Annotated in this window: 15 protein-coding genes; 7 read left to right on the top strand and 8 right to left on the bottom strand. The window is 45.4% G+C overall.

What is annotated here, in order from left to right; all coding sequences use genetic code 11:
• The first annotated feature begins 11 nt into the window (after window positions 1-11).
• Complete coding sequence (locus AAFP11_RS06080; protein ID WP_341736210.1) at window positions 12-1,700, top strand: AAA family ATPase; 1,689 nt, start codon at window positions 12-14, stop codon at window positions 1,698-1,700.
• Window positions 1,701-1,702: 2 nt separating this feature from the next.
• On the top strand, window positions 1,703-2,281 hold the full coding sequence (locus tag AAFP11_RS06075; protein ID WP_341736209.1) for a hypothetical protein: 579 nt from the start codon (window positions 1,703-1,705) through the stop codon (window positions 2,279-2,281).
• Between the two features lie 8 nt (window positions 2,282-2,289).
• On the opposite strand, the gene AAFP11_RS06070 is transcribed toward AAFP11_RS06075, so the two are convergent.
• The 3 genes from AAFP11_RS06070 to AAFP11_RS06060 all read right to left on the bottom strand — a co-directional run bounded on the left by AAFP11_RS06070 (window position 2,290) and on the right by AAFP11_RS06060 (window position 5,275).
• Window positions 2,290-2,724 (bottom strand): response regulator, encoded by a 435-nt coding sequence (locus tag AAFP11_RS06070; RefSeq protein ID WP_341736208.1) that lies wholly within the window; start codon window positions 2,722-2,724, stop codon window positions 2,290-2,292.
• A 176-nt stretch (window positions 2,725-2,900) separates the two neighbouring features.
• On the bottom strand, window positions 2,901-3,515 hold the full coding sequence (locus tag AAFP11_RS06065) for a DUF3318 domain-containing protein (protein ID WP_341736207.1): 615 nt from the start codon (window positions 3,513-3,515) through the stop codon (window positions 2,901-2,903).
• A 197-nt stretch (window positions 3,516-3,712) separates the two neighbouring features.
• The gene (locus AAFP11_RS06060; RefSeq protein ID WP_341736206.1) at window positions 3,713-5,275 is read right to left on the bottom strand and encodes a nucleoside transporter C-terminal domain-containing protein; all 1,563 of its coding nucleotides are present in this window, start codon (window positions 5,273-5,275) and stop codon (window positions 3,713-3,715) included.
• Between the two features lie 169 nt (window positions 5,276-5,444).
• On the opposite strand from AAFP11_RS06060, the gene AAFP11_RS06055 reads away from it, so the two are divergent.
• On the top strand, window positions 5,445-5,720 hold the full coding sequence (locus tag AAFP11_RS06055) for a hypothetical protein (protein ID WP_341733260.1): 276 nt from the start codon (window positions 5,445-5,447) through the stop codon (window positions 5,718-5,720).
• Between the two features lie 135 nt (window positions 5,721-5,855).
• Here AAFP11_RS06055 and AAFP11_RS06050 read toward each other — a convergent pair whose 3' ends face one another.
• Window positions 5,856-6,059: a hypothetical protein gene (locus tag AAFP11_RS06050; RefSeq protein ID WP_341736205.1), complete on the bottom strand. Its 204-nt coding sequence runs from the start codon at window positions 6,057-6,059 to the stop codon at window positions 5,856-5,858.
• A 376-nt stretch (window positions 6,060-6,435) separates the two neighbouring features.
• Between AAFP11_RS06050 and AAFP11_RS06045 the strand changes: the two genes are divergently transcribed.
• On the top strand, window positions 6,436-11,085 hold the full coding sequence (locus AAFP11_RS06045) for a CHAT domain-containing protein (protein ID WP_341736204.1): 4,650 nt from the start codon (window positions 6,436-6,438) through the stop codon (window positions 11,083-11,085).
• 239 nt (window positions 11,086-11,324) lie between these two features.
• On the opposite strand, the gene AAFP11_RS06040 is transcribed toward AAFP11_RS06045, so the two are convergent.
• Window positions 11,325-12,287: an RluA family pseudouridine synthase gene (locus AAFP11_RS06040; RefSeq protein WP_341736203.1), complete on the bottom strand. Its 963-nt coding sequence runs from the start codon at window positions 12,285-12,287 to the stop codon at window positions 11,325-11,327.
• Between the two features lie 166 nt (window positions 12,288-12,453).
• Here AAFP11_RS06040 and AAFP11_RS06035 point away from each other — a divergent pair, with 166 nt between their 5' ends.
• Together AAFP11_RS06035 and AAFP11_RS06030 are read left to right on the top strand one after the other, a co-directional pair.
• A complete protein-coding gene (locus AAFP11_RS06035) occupies window positions 12,454-12,744 on the top strand; it encodes a hypothetical protein (protein WP_341736202.1) in 291 nt (96 codons plus the stop codon).
• Window positions 12,711-13,154, top strand: coding sequence for a PIN domain-containing protein (locus tag AAFP11_RS06030; protein ID WP_341736201.1), 444 nt, complete (start codon window positions 12,711-12,713; stop codon window positions 13,152-13,154). Before AAFP11_RS06035 ends, AAFP11_RS06030 begins: the two co-directional genes overlap by 34 nt.
• A 362-nt stretch (window positions 13,155-13,516) precedes the next feature.
• On the opposite strand, the gene AAFP11_RS06025 is transcribed toward AAFP11_RS06030, so the two are convergent.
• Both AAFP11_RS06025 and AAFP11_RS06020 read right to left on the bottom strand, forming a co-directional pair.
• The gene (locus tag AAFP11_RS06025; protein ID WP_341736200.1) at window positions 13,517-14,965 is read right to left on the bottom strand and encodes a RecQ family ATP-dependent DNA helicase; all 1,449 of its coding nucleotides are present in this window, start codon (window positions 14,963-14,965) and stop codon (window positions 13,517-13,519) included.
• 187 nt (window positions 14,966-15,152) lie between these two features.
• Entirely contained in the window at window positions 15,153-15,536 is a 384-nt protein-coding gene (locus AAFP11_RS06020) for a hypothetical protein (RefSeq protein WP_341736199.1), read from the bottom strand.
• Window positions 15,537-15,890: 354 nt separating this feature from the next.
• Here AAFP11_RS06020 and AAFP11_RS06015 point away from each other — a divergent pair, with 354 nt between their 5' ends.
• Window positions 15,891-16,442, top strand: a complete 552-nt coding sequence (locus AAFP11_RS06015) for a M23 family metallopeptidase (protein ID WP_341736220.1) — start codon at window positions 15,891-15,893, stop codon at window positions 16,440-16,442.
• A gap of 262 nt (window positions 16,443-16,704) precedes the next feature.
• On the opposite strand, the gene ftsH is transcribed toward AAFP11_RS06015, so the two are convergent.
• The gene (ftsH, locus tag AAFP11_RS06010; RefSeq protein WP_341736198.1) at window positions 16,705-18,642 is read right to left on the bottom strand and encodes an ATP-dependent zinc metalloprotease FtsH; all 1,938 of its coding nucleotides are present in this window, start codon (window positions 18,640-18,642) and stop codon (window positions 16,705-16,707) included.
• Window positions 18,643-18,828: the final 186 nt, after the last annotated feature.

Below are 18,828 nucleotides of genomic sequence, written 5' to 3'. Positions count from 1 at the left end.
GAGGTAATTGAATGTCGATACCTAGCATAACTCCAGAAACTCCCTATGTGGACATATCATTATCAAGAGTTGATAAACAGCAGCAATCAAATCTCAATATTTTTTTTGGCAAAGGGCGGGAGAATAAATCTACTGGTAAATTTATCCCAAGAGATTGGTACGAAGTTGAACTTATTGTGGATTCAAAAACAATAAGCGATCCTATCTACCCAAAAGGTGATTTTATCGCTCACACAGATGATGGTTTAACATTTGACTGTCAAACTCAAGGAGCAAATTATAAAAACTTTAGATCCAAGAATGACTTAAAAATTCTCGGCCGCTGGATAAAAGGTAAGTTAGAACAAAGTGGTGCTCTGAAACAATTTGAACCCGTTACTAGCGAGACATTGCAGAAGTACGGTAGAGACTATATCCGTCTGTATAAATTATCGGATTATGACTACTACTTAGAATTTGATGTGTCTATGCAGCACAAAATGCTGAAAGAACTTCACATCAAATGGGTTGGCTCAGCCCCACAATTCGATGTGGAGTTTGGTGAACGAATTAATTTATTTACCGGAGATAACGGTTTGGGAAAAACCTTTTTGTTGGATGTTGCGTGGTGGGTACTAACCGGAAATTGGTCTGAACATCCTGCTTTTCCCCAACAAGTAGAAGGAGAGACACCAGAAATTATATCTCTTTTGAGCAATCAAAAAGACTGTGAGGAGTACAGAAGTCTATTTAGTTATTCCGATCAGAAATGGCTCAATCTGCGAAGGTCTCCCAGTTTGAAAAGCTTGATTATTTATATCCGTGTTGATGGATTTTCAGTTTTCGATTCTACTCGCCAGCCCTCAAGTTCTTATCATTTTACTAGCGATAGCCTCTGGAATGGATTAAGAGTAGGTGATAAAGTCCTATGTAATGGTTTAATTCACGATTGGGTGAATTGGCAACTTCAACCCGATAGATCCCAATTTGAACTTTTATCCCACGTAATTCAGCAACTTGCTCCCCATGCAGATGAATGGATGGAACCGGGAGAGCCAATGCGAGTTTCTGTTGAGGATGTTCGTAATATTCCTACACTTAATTTACCTTACGGTAATGTCCCTGTCATCTACGCATCAGCAGGAATAAAACGTATTTTAGGATTAGCTTACTTGCTGGTGTGGGCTTGGTACGAACACACGCTAGCATCTAAGCTGCGACAGCAAGAACCTGTGGATCAGATGATTTTGCTGATGGATGAGGTTGAAGCTCACTTACATCCTCAGTGGCAACGATCTATTCTGCCCGCCATCTTAGAAGTCGCTATAAATATCAAAAAAAAGATAAAAATTCAAGTAATAGCGACTACTCATTCTCCTCTGGTACTTGCCTCTATTGAGCCTCAATTTGATGAGCAACAAGATAAGTTATTTTTGTTTGAGTTACAGGGTAAAGATGTAACTCTTAATCAAATTCCTTGGACAAAACATGGGGATGCTGTTGGTTGGCTAACTTCCGATATTTTTGGGTTGAAACAGGCTCGTTCCCGCGAAGCAGAAATAGCGATTGATGCTGCGTATACCTTCATGCGAGGAGAAAGCCTGGACACTTTTCCTGAATACCTAAGAACTAAAGAGCAAATTCATCAGGAACTCCTGCGAGTTTTACCAGAACACGATCGCTTCTGGCCGCGATGGATTATCAGCACCGAGGTAGAGTAAAGATGATGCAATTTACTCCGCCACCGGAACCAGCAGATTTTGAGCAACAGGTGCGAAAAGCAGGCAATAATTGGTTAGTTAACAATCCTGGGAAAGAACCAAAAGATTTTTGGTCTACCTTAAAACCCGCATTAGCTAAAGGGTTCCAAAATCTTTGTGGCTATTCAGTTATGTACATACCGAGTCGGATGGGAACTGTCGATCATTATTTGAGTAAAAGTAAAGCAGAAAACCGCCATTTGATTTATGAATGGCAAAACTATCGCTATGCTTTGCAACGGGTAAATAGCTGCAAAGGAACTTACGATCAACAAATTCTCGACCCTTTTGAAGTTGAAGATAATTGGTTTGAAATTATTCTCCCTTCTTGTCAGTTAGTTTTGACTGATTTGGTGCCTTCCCACAAGCGCCAACTAGCTGAATTTACACTCAAAAAGTTACAACTTCAGAATAGTGAATGGGTAATAGAACAACGTCAGGAGTGGTATCGGATGTATCTAGATGGAGAACTGAATCTAGAAGGGTTAGAAAAGAAAGCACCTTTAATCGCTCGTGCGGTTAAAAATAGCTTAATTAGTTAAGTATAGTTTTACCATTCAAGAGCCAGGTCAATTTCTTGAACTAATTCTAAAGGAAAAAATGGTTTATAAATAGTCTTTATTACACCAAGCTTAGGAAATAGATAGCTTTCTGGTAAGTGGGTTTTTGCGGTTAATAGCACCACAGGAATGAATACGGTTATTGGATTGGATCGCAGGTATTCTAAAAAAGTCAAACCATCCATTTGAGGCATTATCATATCTAAAACGATCGCATCGGGAAGTTCCGTACTGGCTTGATGCAAAGCATCCTCCCCTGATGAGGCAGTTAAAACTTCCCAACCTCCGAATTTTTGCAAGCAGAATGCCACAACTTCCCGGATAGACTCGTCATCATCTACAACTAAAATGCGTTTGGTAGTTGGATTGATAGTTTCCGAGTGATTGTTCTGGATAACTTGATTTGAACAGAGCATATTGATCATAGGTTTCCTCACTTTGAGTGTCAGATGGTCAACTCGATCGCCGACAGTTTCAGATTAGACGAAGAAAATGGAGAAAATATGAATTAATGCCCTGATTATGTCAAGAGATATGAAGTAATCTGAGTTTGGTGAACCTTGAGTGAGGTCGATCGCCCTTTGAACCCAAATTTTCATTCCTAAAACCTTTTTCCTTCAGCTATACTATCAGGCACACCTACCGCAGAAATCCCGGCGATCGCCCTTAAATTCTGACACCGAATCAAAGCATTAAAATCCAACCCAGAACCTTCTATTTGAGCTACAGCCTCGATCGCCGATAGTAAATGTCTGGCGGCCTCTTCTTCGCTGTAACCGCGCCGGAGAGCTACTTTAATCGCCGCTTCGTCAGCCTCTAACTCTACTTGGGAACTCCGGTTGTCCCGCCAAATTCGAGTTACAGCAAGTCCCGTCAAACCGCCGGCGATCGCAGTGCCGATCGCATCTCCCTGCAATAATTCTACCACTGTTCCGACAACTCCCGCCAGAGCTGCCCCTTGATAAATATCGACTTTAAACCACTGAACATTTCCCAGAAAACTGACATTGCGTAATATTAGTAAATCTCGCTGCGGCTTAGACAGCAACTTCCACAGATCAAAATTAATATAAATTGGTCGATTGCGATTCCAAGGTAAAGGAAATTGACAGTCTATTACCTTTGATTGCTGTGGCTTATTAATGATTTTACACATCATGCGGCCGGAGGCTGGCATCACATCTAACAGGCGGCGAATTTCTGGTTCGGGATTCATAATAGAAGGAAGAAGGAAGAAGGAAGAAGGAAGAAGGAAGAAGTCACCCCCCCTAGGGGGGAAAGTCAGGAATCAGGAAGAAAGAGATGGGGGAGAGGGGCTTGATATCAATTCCTCTGTTCATCGGAATTATTAATTTCTCTCTGTGTTCTCTGTGTTCTCTGTGGTTAAATCATTCCGATGCAACGGTTACTATATTAAGGGTTTTTCTTGGAGTCGGGAGAGGGAGATTTTTGAGCTTTGGGAGTTGCTTTTTCACTCTTGGGCGAAGGCTTTGGGTTGGCAATTTTTGGGGCAACTGAGGGCTTGGAAGTTGCCGCTGGTTTGTCAGAAGCAGGGGCTGTTAATGGTGCAGCAGTAGGTGTTTTAGTACCTAAAATGCTGGCATCTCCTGTGTCAAATAAGCCAGCGATACAAGCAATCATCATGGTGGCTAAAGTTCCGACAAATAATGCTTTCCAACCAAGTTCGGAAATGTCTTTGCGCCTGGAGGGAATTAGGGCGATTGTGCCACCGACAAATATGCCGACAGAGGCGAGGTGGGCGAAGCCGGAAAGGGCGTAACTGACAATCAATACTGTGCGATCGCTCACCAGTCCTTTCCCAGCCACTTCTGCTAAAGTTTGATAAGGTGGAATTGCTGTTTCCAAAAGTCGGCGGCCGATAATTATAGATGCTTGCCAAGAATCCTCAAGGGGAACTCCGGTTAACAGCGTCAGGGGATAAAATAAGAATCCCATGATGTTGGCCAAGGTTACTATTTTAAAAAAGCCACCAATCGGGTTTGGCAAGATAGCCAGCCAGCCAAAGAATTGATTGACTAAGGAAACTAAACCTAAGATTAATATTAAAACAGCGGCGATCGCCACTGCCATCTTTACCCCATCCAAGGCACCGATGATGGCCGCATCCAAAGGGCTAACTCGTTCGATTGGTTCTCCGCCAACGGTTTCTTGTTGGGGAATTGCGCCGTCTAAGTCATCAATTTCTTCTCCCACAAATTCTCGACCTTTAGGTTTTGAGTTTTCCTGGGGAATACCACCCATTGTCAGGGGTACTTCGGTTTCCGGGACTAATATTTTGGAGAGGACAAAACAAGCTGGAATGGCAATAATTGAAGCTGAAACTAAATGCCCTAAAATATTTGGAAAAACTGGCTTGAGGAAACTGACGTAAATTGCTAATGTTGACGAAGCAGCAGTCCCAAAACAGCAAGATAGGATGGCACAAAGTTCCGATCGAGTCATTTTCGGCAAGTAAGGCTTGACCACAATTGCTGCTTCAATGCCTACGAAAATATTGGCAGCACCGCTGAGTGCTTCTGCGCCACTCAAACGCATTGTCATATAAAAAATTTTGGCGAAAACTTCGGTTATAATTTGAATAACACCGATGTTATAAAGCAAAGCCATCAGACCTGAAAAAAATACCACTGTTGGCAAAGCTCGAAAGGCAAAAATATATCCTAAATTAACTGGAGGTTCTTGGCCTGGTATGGGTACAATGTTTTTGCCGAATACAAATCTCGCCCCCGCATCAGCAGCGGTAAATACGCCATCAAGTAAGCTAGTAAACCACTCTAGGGCGATACGAGTTGGGGGAAATAGGAACACTAAAAACCCCAAGAGTAATTGCAGCCCAATACCCCAGATGATTACCCGCCACGGTATATACTGAGGTTTGCGGTTTTCGGAAAAAATCCAGGCGATCGCGCATAAGCCAAAAATGCCCAGAAACGAGATAAAGTTGTAAATAGACATGACCCTAGTCCTTGAAATATCTGAGAATATCGGCTGATGCCTTATATCAAATCAGTTATACTCTTCATTTGAGGGCAAATGTCAAAAAAATTAACTGTACGAGTTCTGCGGAGCTTTCGCAACCCTTGATTTGCCTTAATTACCAGCAGTTTAATCTAAACTCGAACACATGGAAGCTTTTGCTCCAATTCCTCCCGAATGGACTGCGGCAGCAGTTCACGCTCATCAATTCTGCTGTCCTAAATGCGGTGCTAGCTGCACGGAGGCGCAGGAGGTATGGATTAATCGTCGATCGCCAGTATACACCGAATTCAACCGTCGCAAGTGGCAGGAATTTTATCGCTGTCAGTGCGATGGTGTGTGGTGGGCTTGGAGTAACGACCGGCCTCCTTCGGAGCTTGTGCGTCGCGATGAGAGCACCACTGACGACTCAGATGATTTCTGAAAGTTCAAGTAATAGTAGTTTTCTGTAGGTGGAAATCAAGTACACAGGAGTAGGGACTTAGGCTTTATCTAAGTCCCTACCGGAAATCTGTAGTTTACTCAACAGACAAATGGTATCTTGATGAATATATATTAATTAATAAAGTACATCAAGCAGTCCTTGGACTACGCCGGCCATCACTCTTTCGATGAGAATTAATTGATGTTCGTCGATGGATTCATCTAAAAGCATGGACTTAATCTGCTGTCTGTGAGCACGAGTCAGTTCCCCATCCGCAAATATTTGAGCGACTATTTCTTCTGTTAAAAATGGGGAATCTTGAGTTTGTGTGGTTGACATGGTTGGTCTCTCAAATAATAAATAGTCGGTTTTTAAATTCATCACAAAATCCAGATTATTAGGTGGTTTTGGGGAATCGCTCAAAGTTTTTTATAATTCTATGACTTAGGGGGCATTTTGTCAAGACACTAACTTTATAGAATGGGGAATGGGGAATAGGGGAATAGTTAAATTGGAATTTGAGTTTTATGCGGAGGGTGGATATAAATTTGGTAAGGGCGAAGCATGACCGCAGACAATTTATTAGCAATCGCCAGAGATTTACTGCGGTCATGCTTCGCCCCTAGGAATATATTTGCAAAAATGAGATGCACCCTAGGCTGACCGAACTGTTCAATTTCACATCTAAAATTCCCAATTTAAAATTTCAAATCGAATGACTTATATTCGCTCTGCTATAATTCTGAGTTTAGCGATTTCACTGCTACCCCTAGCAGTGAAATCGCAACCTGTGGTGCCAGCACCTGACGGCACTAATACGGTGGTGAATGCCGAGCAAAATCGCTGGAATATTAGCGGTGGCAAACTATCAGGAAACGGCACAAATCTGTTTCACAGTTTCAGCCAATTTAATTTAAGCGAAGGTCAAATTGCCAATTTTCTCACCAATCCCAAGATTCAAAATATTTTAGGTAGAATCACTGGTGGCGATGTTTCTTTGATTAATGGTCTCATCTCCGTGAGCGGTGGCAATTCAAATTTATTCCTGATGAATCCCGCAGGTATTATCTTCGGTCAAAATGCTAGATTAAACGTGCCGGGGTCTTTTTTGGCAACCACGGCTACAGGGATTGGTTTTGGCGAGAGTTGGTTTAATAGCACGGGCATCAATGATTACCAATCCTTGGTGGGAAATCCGACTCAATTTAATTTTAATAATTCACAAATTGGTGCCATTGTCAATGCTGGAAACCTGGTAGTTGGCAACGGACAAAGTTTAACTTTGCTCGGAGGCACGGTGATTAATACAGGACAATTATCGGCTCCTGGTGGTCAAATTACTGTGGCGGCTGTGCCGGGAAGCAATGCTGTTCAGATTAGTCAAGCGGGCAATTTATTAAGTTTAGAAATTACTCCGGCTTTGCAGTCAGAAAACAACCCGATCGCCCCGGTAGCTTTGCCACAGTTGCTGACAGGGCCAGGTGTTATGTCAGCCACAGGTTTAACGACTAATGCAGAAGGTCAATTGGTGCTCACAGGTGGCACAACAGTGGGGGTAAATGGCGCAAGTACGATCGTCTCCGGTTCAGTCAATGTGTTTGCGCCTGCAGGCACCAGAGGCGGCAGTGTCAATATTTTAGGGGAAAAAGTAGGCTTGTTCGGTGCGACTATCAATGCTTCCGGCATCGAGGGTGGAGGTGTGGTGCGTGTGGGAGGTGGCGTCCTGGGGCAAGCACCCATACCCAATGCCTTGGTAACTTACGTTAGTCCCGACTCTAGCCTCGCACTAAACGCGATCGACCGTGGCAATGGTGGCCTAGCGGTAATTTGGGCCGACAACATCACTCGCTTCTTTGGCAATATTACTGCCCGTGGCGGTAGTGTCGGCGGTAACGGTGGAGAAGTGGAAGTTTCCGGCAAAAGTTCTTTGATTTTCCAAGGACAGGTCGATACCCGCGCGCCTAACGGTGCGATCGGCACCATTAGGCTCGATCCGGCAAATATTACCATCGTCAACGGTAAGGGCGAAACCAGCGCGCCATCGATGGGCGGGGAACTCGACACCGCCACAGAATCGAGTTCAACCACCATCTCCGAAGTGCAGCTAGAACAGATGAGTGCCGGCAGCAATGTGGTTCTAGAGGCAACCAACAATATCATCCTCCAAGACTTGGCGGACAACAGACTGGGACTCCAAGCAAGAACGGGAGACAGCGTGACATTTAATGCAGGTGGAGTGTTTTTTGTCAATGACCCCAAGGATTCGATCGAGACTCAAGGCGGTAACATCAATATTTTTGCTAGCAGCATCTCTGTGGGTGGACTCAATGCTAAGGGCGGCAATATCGCTCTCACCGCTAGCGGCATTGATTTGAGAGGCGATCGCGGTTCCGTCAGCAGTGCGGGGGGGACAATTCGCTTGCAACCCGATGACGATCGAGCAATTCGGATCGGCGGTACGGGTGATATTTTGGGCATTTTGGACTTGACGGCAGGGGATATCGGTGCTTTGGCGGGGGATTTTCGCTCGATCGCCATCGGGCGGGAAAACACCAGTTCGATCGCCATCGTCGGGCCCACCACCATCCCCAGCCCCCTCACCCTTCAAGGAATATCCATCGATATTCAAAACCCCTTGACAGCCACCGGTGGCGCTTCTGTGACTTTCGAGGCGGCTCAAACGGCGATCGGCGCTAACATCGCTACATCCAGCGGTGACATCACTTTCAACAGTCCCGTCACCCTCAGTCGCAACGCCACCATTACCACCACTGCTGGTAATATCACTTTTGCCAATAGTCTCGACAGTGCGATGGATACAGCCCCTAATTTGGCCTTGCTAGCTGGTGGCAACGTTACTTTTGGCAGCGTGATCGGGCAAACTCAAAGCTTGGGCCTTCTCAGGGCTGATGCTGCTGCGGTGACGGGGAATGGGACAATTACCACGGGCAATTTCCAGGTCAACGCGCGCAATTCTGCTACCCTGCGGGGGAGTACGACAGCTACTTCTGGAGCTGATATCAATGCGGAAAATGTCCTCCTAGAGGGTAATTTGAGGACGGATGGTGGTGCGGTGAACTTGCAAGCAACTCGTGAGGTTCGGACTGCTAATATTCTGTCTAACGGCGGGAATATTCGGGTTAAGGGAAATAGTTTGACGGTGGGTGCGATCGATTCAGGGGTGTCTGGGGGCACTGGTGGGGCGATCGTCCTTAAAAGCAATGCGGGTGCTTTAACGGCGGGTGCTTTGAATGCTTCAGGGGCGATCGGCGGCAATATTTCTCTCACCTCGACAGCGGCTATTTCTGCTTTTGATGTCAGCGCCGCCGGCAGTGTGGGAAGTGGCGGCAATGTGTCTCTAAATGCGATCGGTAATATTCAATTGGGTTTTGTCAACGCTCAAAGCGGTAACGTAGGGAGTGGTGGCAATGTTGATATCACTACCAAGGGTTTGTTTCGATCGAACAATGTGTTTAATGATATTTCAGGCAATATTTCCAGTATTTCTACTGCCGGAGGTGGGAATCGCGGGGCGATCGTGATTCGACATTCCGGTGGTAGCGATCGACCTTTTGTGATTGGTAGCGATGGGGAAAATGGTACGCGGGGAAGCATTAATGCTGGGGCGGAAAATGCAATTTTGCCTACTCTTTCTTTTTTGGAAACTTACACTCAGGGAAGTTTTTTAAATCAGATTTCCCTCATCACCAACGGTGCGTCACCGACTCCTATACCCATTCCCCAACCAATCCCCGTTCCAGTTGAACCAATTCCCGAAATAATTACCCAACCTGTGACTGTCGTAAATCCAGCCCCTATAAATCCGATTACTAATCCATCTATTCCTCCATCTTTACAAGTAGAATTGCGGCCGTCCACGGTTAAAAATTCTCCCGTGAGTTCCACCTATTCCACTTCTTCTAACCGCTCAAATTCTGCCGGGGCTGGAGTTTTAGCCTTTGAGCGAACATTTACGCGGGAATATGAAAAATATTTGGATTTATCTCCGAGAAAGCCGATTACTAATATGTCGGTGATTTACGAAATTCTTCGTAAAAATGAGGCGATTACAGGGGTGAAATCGGCAATTATTTATATGAATTGGGTCAGTAGTGATGACGCCAAAGCTACCAAAGAAAATGGTGGTGTTTTAGTAGCTAGTCAGGATTTATCTAATTTATTACCTGTCACAGAAAAGCGGACACCAAAAACAGATGAAACCGATGGTGACTCCGATCGCTTTTTAGGAGAACAGTTGGGGGAGAGGTTGAACCCAAAAACCAAAGCAGTTGCCGATCTTCCTAAAGGAGAGATTTTGGAGTTAGTGTTAGTAACAGCTAATGCTCAACCCCAGCGGTTTTTAATCCCCAAAGCGACTAGGTGGCAGGTATTGCAATTGGCGGACGCATTTCAAACGGAAATTACTAATCCTCGACGCAGAAATAGTGTTAGTTATTTGGATACTGCTCAAAAACTTTATAACTGGTTAATCGCGCCCTTAGCCTCAGAAATCACAGGTTTAAAGATTGATAATTTGATGATAATTCCCGCTGCTGGGTTGCGAAGTGTTCCCTTTGCAGCCTTGCACGATGGTAAACAATTCTTAGTTGAACAATACAGCCTGAGCGTGATACCGAGTTTGAGTTTGACTGATATTGGTTATGATAATATTGCTGATGATGAAATTTTGGCCATGGGGGCTTCGGTGTTTGAAGATAAAGCCCCATTACCTGCGGTGCCTGTGGAGTTGGAGTCCATCGTGCCACCCGATCGAGGACAATCTTTTTTGAATCAAGATTTTACTCTACGTAATTTGCAATCTCAGCGACAAAATCGACCTTTTGGGATAATTCACTTAGCAACTCACAGCGAATTTTTGCCGGGGGAACCAAAAAATTCTTATATTCAGTTATGGGATGCTAAGTTGCGCATCAATCAAATGCGACAGTTGCGGTGGAATGAACCGGCGGTAAATTTGTTAGTTTTGAGCGCCTGTAGTACGGCTTTGGGCGATGAAGAGGCGGAGTTGGGGTTTGCGGGTTTGGCGGTGGCTAGTGGTGCTAAATCGGCGTTGGCGAGTTTGTGGGAAGTCAGCGATGATGGGACTTTGGGGCTGATGACGGAGTTTTATCGACAGTTGCGGCTACCCAGAAGTGGGGGTAATTTGATTACGAAAGCTGATGCTTTGCGACGGGCGCAATTGGAGATGTTGCGGGGGCGGGTGCGGATTCAAGATGGGATGTTGCGGGCGATCGCCCATAATGAAGCGATCGCTTTGCCGCCCGACATTGCTATGCGGGGCGATCGACTGCTTTCTCATCCTTATTTTTGGGCTGCTTTTACTCTGATTGGCAACCCTTGGTAATAGAGGGGATTTGATAAGATTAACATCTGCTATCTCAATCCTTGCAGGAGTCGTAAATATTTTTACCCCACCCCAACCCTCCCCTTAGTAAGGTCCGGGAGTAAGAAATTCACCAATGATTTAGGATTGCTATATATCAATCCTTGCAGGAGTCGTAAATAATTTTACCCCACCCCAACCCGCACTTTACTAAGGTCCGGGAGTAAGAAATTCACCAATGATTTTAGGATTGCTATATATCAAGTCGGAGCTCGCAGTCGCAGTATTCTGAGTAGAGTATTGAATTGGTCCGGTAAAGGTGCGATCGCCTCAATTAATTCTCCTGAGATGGGATGCTGCAATTGCAGCCGCCATGCGTGGAGGGCTTGTCCGGTTAAATTCACCCCTATAGAACGGTTAGAACTGTACATCGGATCGCCGATAATCGGATGTTTGATCTCGGCTGTATGGACGCGAATTTGATGGGTGCGACCTGTTTCTAATTGATAGTGAATTAGACTATAGTTACCAATTCTTTCTTTGATTTGCCAGTGAGTAATTGCGGGGCGACCACCTTTTTCTACGGGTACTACACCCATTTTTTTGCGGTCTGTGGGATGCCGACCGATTGGTAAGTCGATCGTACCTGTTTCGGCGTTAGGAATGCCATAAACTATGCCTAGATATTCGCGGCGGGCGGTTTTGGTTTTGAGTTGGGCTTGCAGGTGTTGGTGGGCGATGTCAGTTTTGGCGATCGCGATCGCCCCTGTGGTATCTTTGTCCAATCTGTGCACAATTCCAGGCCTTTGAACTCCACCGATTGCTGCTAGGGGACAGTGGGCTAGTAGGGCATTTACTAAGGTGCCATCTGGATGTCCGGCGGCGGGATGGACGACTAATCCGGCTGGTTTGTTGATGATAATTAAGCTGTCGTCTTCGTAGAGAATATCGAGGGGAATTGATTCGGCTTGTAAGGATGTGGGCTGGGTATCCGGTAAAGTGAGGTGAATGCGATCGCCTGTTTTTACTGATATTTTTTTCGATGTGCAAGTTTCGTCATTGACTTTGACGTTCCCTTGTGATATGAGGCTTTGGATGCGCGATCGGGATAAATCTGGAATCTGGTTTGCCAGCCAAATATCTAATCGCGGATTAACATTATTTGGATTAAATTCCCCTGTATTTTCAACTATGTATATTTGTTTGGTATCTATTTCTATCATTTAGTTTCTTTGGTTATGATTGGTAAGTTATTGTATAATTATAACTTAATATATTGTGATTGAGAAGGTTTTAGCTAGATATTTCAAGAGTCCAGATGTTGAAGCGGAGTGGTAATGAAGGGGGTTATTATGTCCTATAATAGAAACATATTTATCGGAGATTACCATGCAAGCATACAAACTTAGAGGTAAAATCGATGCAACTGGCAACTTGGTAGTTGTCGAACCCGTGAATATGCCGCCGGGAGATGTGGAAATCATTGTCTTGCACCTAGCCGATCCGGTGGTCAATTCTCCAGATCCGCTAATCCAGTCTCAGGAAGCTAAGCCTAAAAGAAAAGTTACAACTAAAATCAAGGCTTTGCAAGCCTGGTTTGAAAATACTCAACCTGTATTACCTGACTTCGATGCAGAGGAAGCTAGATGGGAAGCTTTAAAGGAGAAATACAATCTGTAAAAATCCTGCTAGATACCAACATCATCTTAGATATCGCCCTTGAAAGACAGCCATTTTTTGGAGAAAGTGAACAGGTTTTGTCGTTAGTTGAACAAGGAGAAGTAGAAGGCTATATTTCAGGTTCTACTTTTAGTGACCTTTACTACATTATCCGTAAAGCTAAAGGTCGAGATTCAACCCTTGAGTTTTTGCGGCAGTTAGCAACATTTTGTCAAGTAGCAACAGTAGATAACTCTGTTATTTCAATGGCATTGGCTTCCAACTTCAAGGATTTTGAAGATGCGATTCAGTACAGCACTGCTGTAATCAATCAAATTGATGCCATTGTCACCCGCAACCCGCGAGACTTTCCGGTTACTACTCCTCGAATTGTAACTCCAAATCAATTAATTCAAGAACTAACCAGTTGAATAATTAATCAGGACTTACGCACGGGTAGCCAGAAACCGGGTTTTTACGAAAATACTTCGTGACAGCGCAGAAACTCCGAAAAACCCGGTTTCTTTGGCTGTGACGAGTCCCCAGAAACCGGGTTTTTATGAAAATATTCGTTGCGACACGCAGATTCGCGAAAAAACCCGGTTTCTTTCGTGGGATGGCGTAGGCCACGGAGGACACGGCAGTGCCGTTTCCCTACCCCAAAATCGTCGTTCTTCTTCGTAAATTAATTCGGACATAGCAAGATAATTCGGCGATTGAAATCGCTTCTACAAAAACAAAGTCCGCCTCCGCGGACTAAGAATGACACATACTTATGTATTTTTCCACTCATCTACTTACAATTATCACAGTGCCCGCAACGCATAGATTTCGCCTCATTTGCAAAACCAAAAGCTTGCAACAAGAATTGCCATCTACACTGTCGATGTTTCAGGTAGTTTGCCATTTCCTCAGCCGCGGTAAAATTTGATTTGTCGCCTTTTTGCTGTGCCGATTTATTGATGACATAATTAAAGGGATTTTCCCATTTTAATTGTCCGTTGCTGTGGAGAATTGAAAGGGCGATCGCACTTTCGGGAAATTCGCGCGAAACTGCATCTACATTACCTTGAACGGGCAGGTTTTTAGCTAATTGCTGCGCTTCTCGATATTGCGATCGCAATTTATCCTCAAAAAACTCCTTTCTTTGTTTATCTTCGGGGTATAACCAGCCCGTCGGTTCGCTAATTAACGTCAGGGCGATCGCCGATTTGCCGTCCCGTCCGCCTCTACCAATTTCTTGAATGTATTCTGATAATAGCAAAGGTGCTTGAAAATGTACAACCCACCGCACATCTGGCTTGTTAATTCCCATCCCAAATGCTGAGGTACAAACCACGAATTTAAGCTGATTGTTCAGCCAAGCTGTTTCAATTTGTCGCCGTTCTTCTGGACTTAAGCCTGCGTGATATGCTGCTGTTTGATAGCCTGATTCTTCCAGCAAATCTGCCAATTTTTCGCTATCTTTTCTAGTCCGAACATACACTAAACCTGCTTCTTTTGGTCGAGATTTAATAAAATTTAATAACTGCTGTTTGCGTCCCCTCGGAGTCCAAACTGTTTGGACTTGCAGGTGTAAGTTAGAACGATAGGGACTTAGTAGAAATGATTGTGGTTTTTGCAATTGCAAGACATTTTTGATGATTTTTTGTGCTTCGGGGTTGGCTGTAGCGGTGAAAGCAGCGATCGCAATTTTACTTCCTTCCGGCTTAGTTTTCAACAAAGCCGATCGCACTGCACCCAAACGCCGATAAGCTGGTCGAAATGTCTCGCCCCACTGGACTAAACAGTGAGCTTCATCTAATATTAAACCATTGATTTGTATTTGTGGCTGACTGATGATTTCCCAGACTGATTTGCTGAGCAAGGTTTCGGGAGATAGGTACAGCAATCTCAATTTATTTTGTTGCAGAGATTGCATAGTTTGCCTCTGCTGATGTCTTGGCAATTGACTGTGGATGAGGGCGGCGGGGAGATGGCGATCGCGCAATTCTTGCACTTGATTTTCCATCAGCGCTACCAGCGGCGACACTACGAGAGTTAAGCCTGTTTGTAACAAAGCTGGCAGTTGAAAACAGATAGATTTTCCACCACCTGTGGGCATAATTATTAGTGTATCTTTTCCGGTTAATAAACTGGTGACAATTTCTGCTTGGGGTGGTCGAAAATCTGCATATCCCCAAATTTTTTGGAAAGTGGCGCGGGCTTGATTTAATAATGTTAATTCTGGATTAAGTTTCATGCACTTTATTTGCAACGGATCATGCGATATTTTTAAGAGATCGTACAGGACTTACGCGCTTCGACAAAAGAAACCGGGTTTTTTAGTGAATCTGCGGGTGACAACGAAATATTGTCGCAAAAACCCGGTTTCTGACCACCCGCGCGTAAGTCTTGTCCAAAATCCAAAATCTAAAATCTAAAATTCCCTAAGAATCCTCACCATCTCGGCGTCCGAGTTCGTAAACTGCGCCTCCAATACAGGCGATCGTACCCATAGATACGGCCCAACCTGTACCGAGAGACAATTCTACGCCCCAATTGCAAAGTCCCCCGACAATTAAAAAAGGCACAATACTCAACAGCGAAGCGTAAAAGGCATTTTGAGCTTCTCTACTTTGGCGAGTCTTCTCAAACTCCACTTCCGAGGTATAAAGGGATCTTTCGGCAAAATTCATCCAGCGGTTGAGTTGCAGAATCACCCATGCTGTCAGGGGTGATAGACCCCAATACAGGGCCAAAGACCATAAAGACGCACCGGCGATCGCAGTTGCGTCTATGGCAAAACTAAAGGGAAAAATTTCAGTAAGCATTGCTGGGTGTCAACTGTAAATATGAGATTTTAGAGTTCATCCAAAATCCCCGGACAAGTATAGTGTCAAACAAAGAGTCGATCGAATTCAACGGTAGCAGGAATTATGCAGCAAAATTATGGTTGCGCCACCCCCGACATTTAGCCGGAAGCCTTGACACTGGTTCTGCATGAAGTAAGATACACGTTGATAAACTGATTCGCCCAGCGGGTAGAGCTCACACGCTATCTGGCAGCGAATTGACAACATAGACAACATACACTCGCCCATAAATTCTTACTTTGAGCCGTGAAAAAAATCCTGCAAGACTCTAGAGGCCCGCTGACAGTACAACGCTTTTTTCGTCTCAGACAGATGCTGCTGCTGGTACTTTCGATCGGCATTGTTTTGATTAGCCCTTATTTACAGCAGCAGTTGGTCAAAGCTCAGTCAGCTTTACCGAGCAAAGTAGCCACAGGTAATTTGTGGCAAGAAGCTTCTTTTCCTGTGGAGAAATTTCAAGACTACACTTCTCCCTTCGGTCCCCGCGGCGGCGATTTTCATTACGGTTTGGACATGGCAGCCCCTGAAGGCAGTTATATTCGCAATTGGTGGGGTGGTCAAATTGCGGAAGTTTGGGAAGACGGTAGGTGTGGTACTGGTATTGTGGTGCGATCGGGCAATTGGGAACATATCTATTGTCACCTCAGAGGCAGAGTAGAAACTGCTAACGGCGGACGTTATTATACCGATCGCGAAGGCTTACAAATTTGGCAAGGTCAAACAGTGCCGGCTGGTGCACGAATTGCGAGAGTCGGGATGACGGGCCGCACTTCTGGCCCTCATCTACACTGGGGACTGAAGTACAGCGGGCGTTGGGTAGATCCGGCTTTGGTGCTCCGGGAAATGTACGCGCAACAGTCTTAAATTAGGAATGAGATAGAGGAGACGGCAGTGCCGTGTCCCTACCCAAAAAATATTGTAGGGACACGGCATTGCCGTCTCCGTATTGCTTATCTCGGTTTAACTGGTTCCCAGGCCAGAGCCTGGGAACCAATGTCTAGAGGCTCTGCCTCGTCCTTATCTATCAGGAAAATGGAGGCAGAGCCTCTAGATCTGCGTTACCAGGCTCTTGGCCTGGTAACGAGTAATTGTAGGGACACGGCATTGCCGTCTCCTCATTTTGGCTTTATCTCGGTGCCAATTGTTTTTTCGCCGATTTGGTGTATCGATCGACAATTTGGCGGAATTCATCACCATCGATGGTTTCTAAATCCAAAAGTGCTTCGACAAGTCGATCGACCAAAGGACGATTTTCGCTGATAATCCGGCGGGCTTCTGCGTAGCAGTCAAAGGCAATCTTCCGAATTTGTTGATCGATTTTGTCGGCAATTTCTTCGGAATATTGCGATCGCGAACCCCATTCCCCGCCCATAAACACCTGATTGCTAGGACTTTCCAAAGCCACAGGCCCCAAATCGGACATTCCATAAAGCGTTACCATCTCTCTAGCCAGACTGCTAACTTTTTGGATATCACTACCGGCACCGGTGTCGATTTCGTCATCGCCGTAGATTTCTGCCTCCGCCGCCCGTCCCCCCAAAGCTACTGTAATCCGGTTTAACATCAGCGATCGACTCCTCAAACCTTCGCTGTCAATCATTTCGTCGTCTAGCGAAAAGCTAGTAAACCCTTCGATGCCGCCGGAACGAGGAATGATTGTCACCTTTTCTACCGGGTCAGCATTTTTGAGCATTGTTGCTACTAGGGCGTGTCCGACTTCGTGGTATGCTGTCATCCACTTTTTCTTGCTATCAAGAAGAGGATTGAGGGTGAGTCCGATCGTGATCCGGTCGATCGCGTCGTTAATTTCTAAATTAGCGATCGTATCTTTGCGCCGTCTGGCTGTGAGAATTGCCGCTTCGTTGAGCAAATTGGCTAAGTCGGCGCCGGAAAAGCCGGGAGTACGACGGGCGATCGTTTCTAGCGTCACTTCTGCGTCAAGTTTTTTGTTGCGGGCGTGAACTTGCAAAATCCCCAAGCGCCCTTTGTAGCTTGGTAAATCTACCGTTACTTGGCGATCGAACCTACCAGGCCGCAACAAGGCAGTATCCAGGACATCCGGGCGGTTGGTAGCGGCAATGATAATCACGCCACTGTTACCCTCAAAGCCGTCCATTTCTGTCAGCAACTGATTGAGAGTTTGTTCCCGTTCGTCGTTGCCGCCACCTATGCCCGCCCCCCGTTGCCTGCCTACGGCATCTATTTCGTCGATGAAGACGATGCAAGGGGAATTTTCTTTAGCTTTGCGGAACAAGTCGCGGACGCGGGAGGCGCCGACACCCACGAACATTTCGACAAATTCGGAACCGGAAATCGAAAAGAAGGGCACCCCTGCTTCCCCGGCGATGGCTTTTGCCAACATGGTTTTACCTGTTCCGGGAGGCCCGATTAACAAAACTCCTCTGGGAATTTTGGCACCGATGGCGTTGAATCGTTCGGGTTTTTTGAGGAATGTGACGACTTCTTGAAGTTCTTCCTTGGCTTCTTCGATGCCTGCTACGTCGTCGAACATCACGCCGGTTTTGGCTTCCATTTGGAAACGGGCTCTGGATTTGCCGAAGTTCATGGCATTTCCTTGGGATTGGGTCGATCTACGCAGGATTGCCATCAGCACTGCCAGCACTGCGAAAATTACTAGCAAGTTTATGACTAAACTGACGGCGGCAGTGTTATCTGCGGTTTGTTTGACTTCAAAGTCGATTTTTTTGGCGCGGATTTGCGAGTAAAGTTCCCGGTTGTTGTAGTCGAACAGGGTAACAACTTGGGCTGTATCTGTTGGTTTTTGGTCTTTTAGCTTAACTTTGGCCGTTCTTTGGATTTCATCTATTTCGATTTTGCTGACTTGTCCTTTGTCTATGCTATCGATCAGTTTGCTGTAACTCATGGTGTTTGGCGTGGTATCGGCAAACACCGGTGTCGAGAGCAATATTCCTTGAGAAAGCACCAAACTGCCCAGGATGCGCCAAAGATGCCGTCCAGGAATTGATGTTTTAGGACTCTGCCTCGACTTGTCTTGTTTGGCGGCTAGATGCCCCAGCCATGCGTGTTTCCAAGAATTTTTCATATTGCTTTGCCCAAAGTTGAAGACTACCAAGGTTGAAGACTGCCAAGATTGACTGCTCTTCGTTTGCTGCGTTTATCTATTTTAACAAGAGGGCGGGGTCCCCATCACTGGTTGTGCCACCTTCTGTTGACAATCAAGCATCCAGCTTGTTAAATTAATCATACTCATAATGAGTACGCTTTATTT

Origin of the sequence: Microcoleus sp. CAWBG640, assembly GCF_020883015.1 — a bacterium.
Taxonomy (GTDB): domain Bacteria; phylum Cyanobacteriota; class Cyanobacteriia; order Cyanobacteriales; family Microcoleaceae; genus Microcoleus; species Microcoleus anatoxicus.
This window is presented reverse-complemented; position numbering and strand designations above follow the sequence as displayed.

Excerpts from the sequence above, each read along its gene's own strand:
- AAFP11_RS06020 (WP_341736199.1), bottom strand. The coding sequence starts at position 15,536 with ATGCTTACTGAAATTTTTCCCTTTAGTTTTGCCATAGACGCAACTGCG.
- ftsH (WP_341736198.1), bottom strand. The coding sequence starts at position 18,642 with ATGAAAAATTCTTGGAAACACGCATGGCTGGGGCATCTAGCCGCCAAA.
- AAFP11_RS06025 (WP_341736200.1), bottom strand. The coding sequence starts at position 14,965 with ATGAAACTTAATCCAGAATTAACATTATTAAATCAAGCCCGCGCCACT.
- AAFP11_RS06080 (WP_341736210.1), top strand. The coding sequence starts at position 12 with ATGTCGATACCTAGCATAACTCCAGAAACTCCCTATGTGGACATATCA.
- AAFP11_RS06035 (WP_341736202.1), top strand. The coding sequence starts at position 12,454 with ATGCAAGCATACAAACTTAGAGGTAAAATCGATGCAACTGGCAACTTG.
- AAFP11_RS06050 (WP_341736205.1), bottom strand. The coding sequence starts at position 6,059 with ATGTCAACCACACAAACTCAAGATTCCCCATTTTTAACAGAAGAAATA.
- AAFP11_RS06075 (WP_341736209.1), top strand. The coding sequence starts at position 1,703 with ATGATGCAATTTACTCCGCCACCGGAACCAGCAGATTTTGAGCAACAG.
- AAFP11_RS06015 (WP_341736220.1), top strand. The coding sequence starts at position 15,891 with ATGCTGCTGCTGGTACTTTCGATCGGCATTGTTTTGATTAGCCCTTAT.
- AAFP11_RS06040 (WP_341736203.1), bottom strand. The coding sequence starts at position 12,287 with ATGATAGAAATAGATACCAAACAAATATACATAGTTGAAAATACAGGG.
- AAFP11_RS06065 (WP_341736207.1), bottom strand. The coding sequence starts at position 3,515 with ATGAATCCCGAACCAGAAATTCGCCGCCTGTTAGATGTGATGCCAGCC.
- AAFP11_RS06060 (WP_341736206.1), bottom strand. The coding sequence starts at position 5,275 with ATGTCTATTTACAACTTTATCTCGTTTCTGGGCATTTTTGGCTTATGC.
- AAFP11_RS06055 (WP_341733260.1), top strand. The coding sequence starts at position 5,445 with ATGGAAGCTTTTGCTCCAATTCCTCCCGAATGGACTGCGGCAGCAGTT.
- AAFP11_RS06045 (WP_341736204.1), top strand. The coding sequence starts at position 6,436 with ATGACTTATATTCGCTCTGCTATAATTCTGAGTTTAGCGATTTCACTG.
- AAFP11_RS06030 (WP_341736201.1), top strand. The coding sequence starts at position 12,711 with ATGGGAAGCTTTAAAGGAGAAATACAATCTGTAAAAATCCTGCTAGAT.
- AAFP11_RS06070 (WP_341736208.1), bottom strand. The coding sequence starts at position 2,724 with ATGATCAATATGCTCTGTTCAAATCAAGTTATCCAGAACAATCACTCG.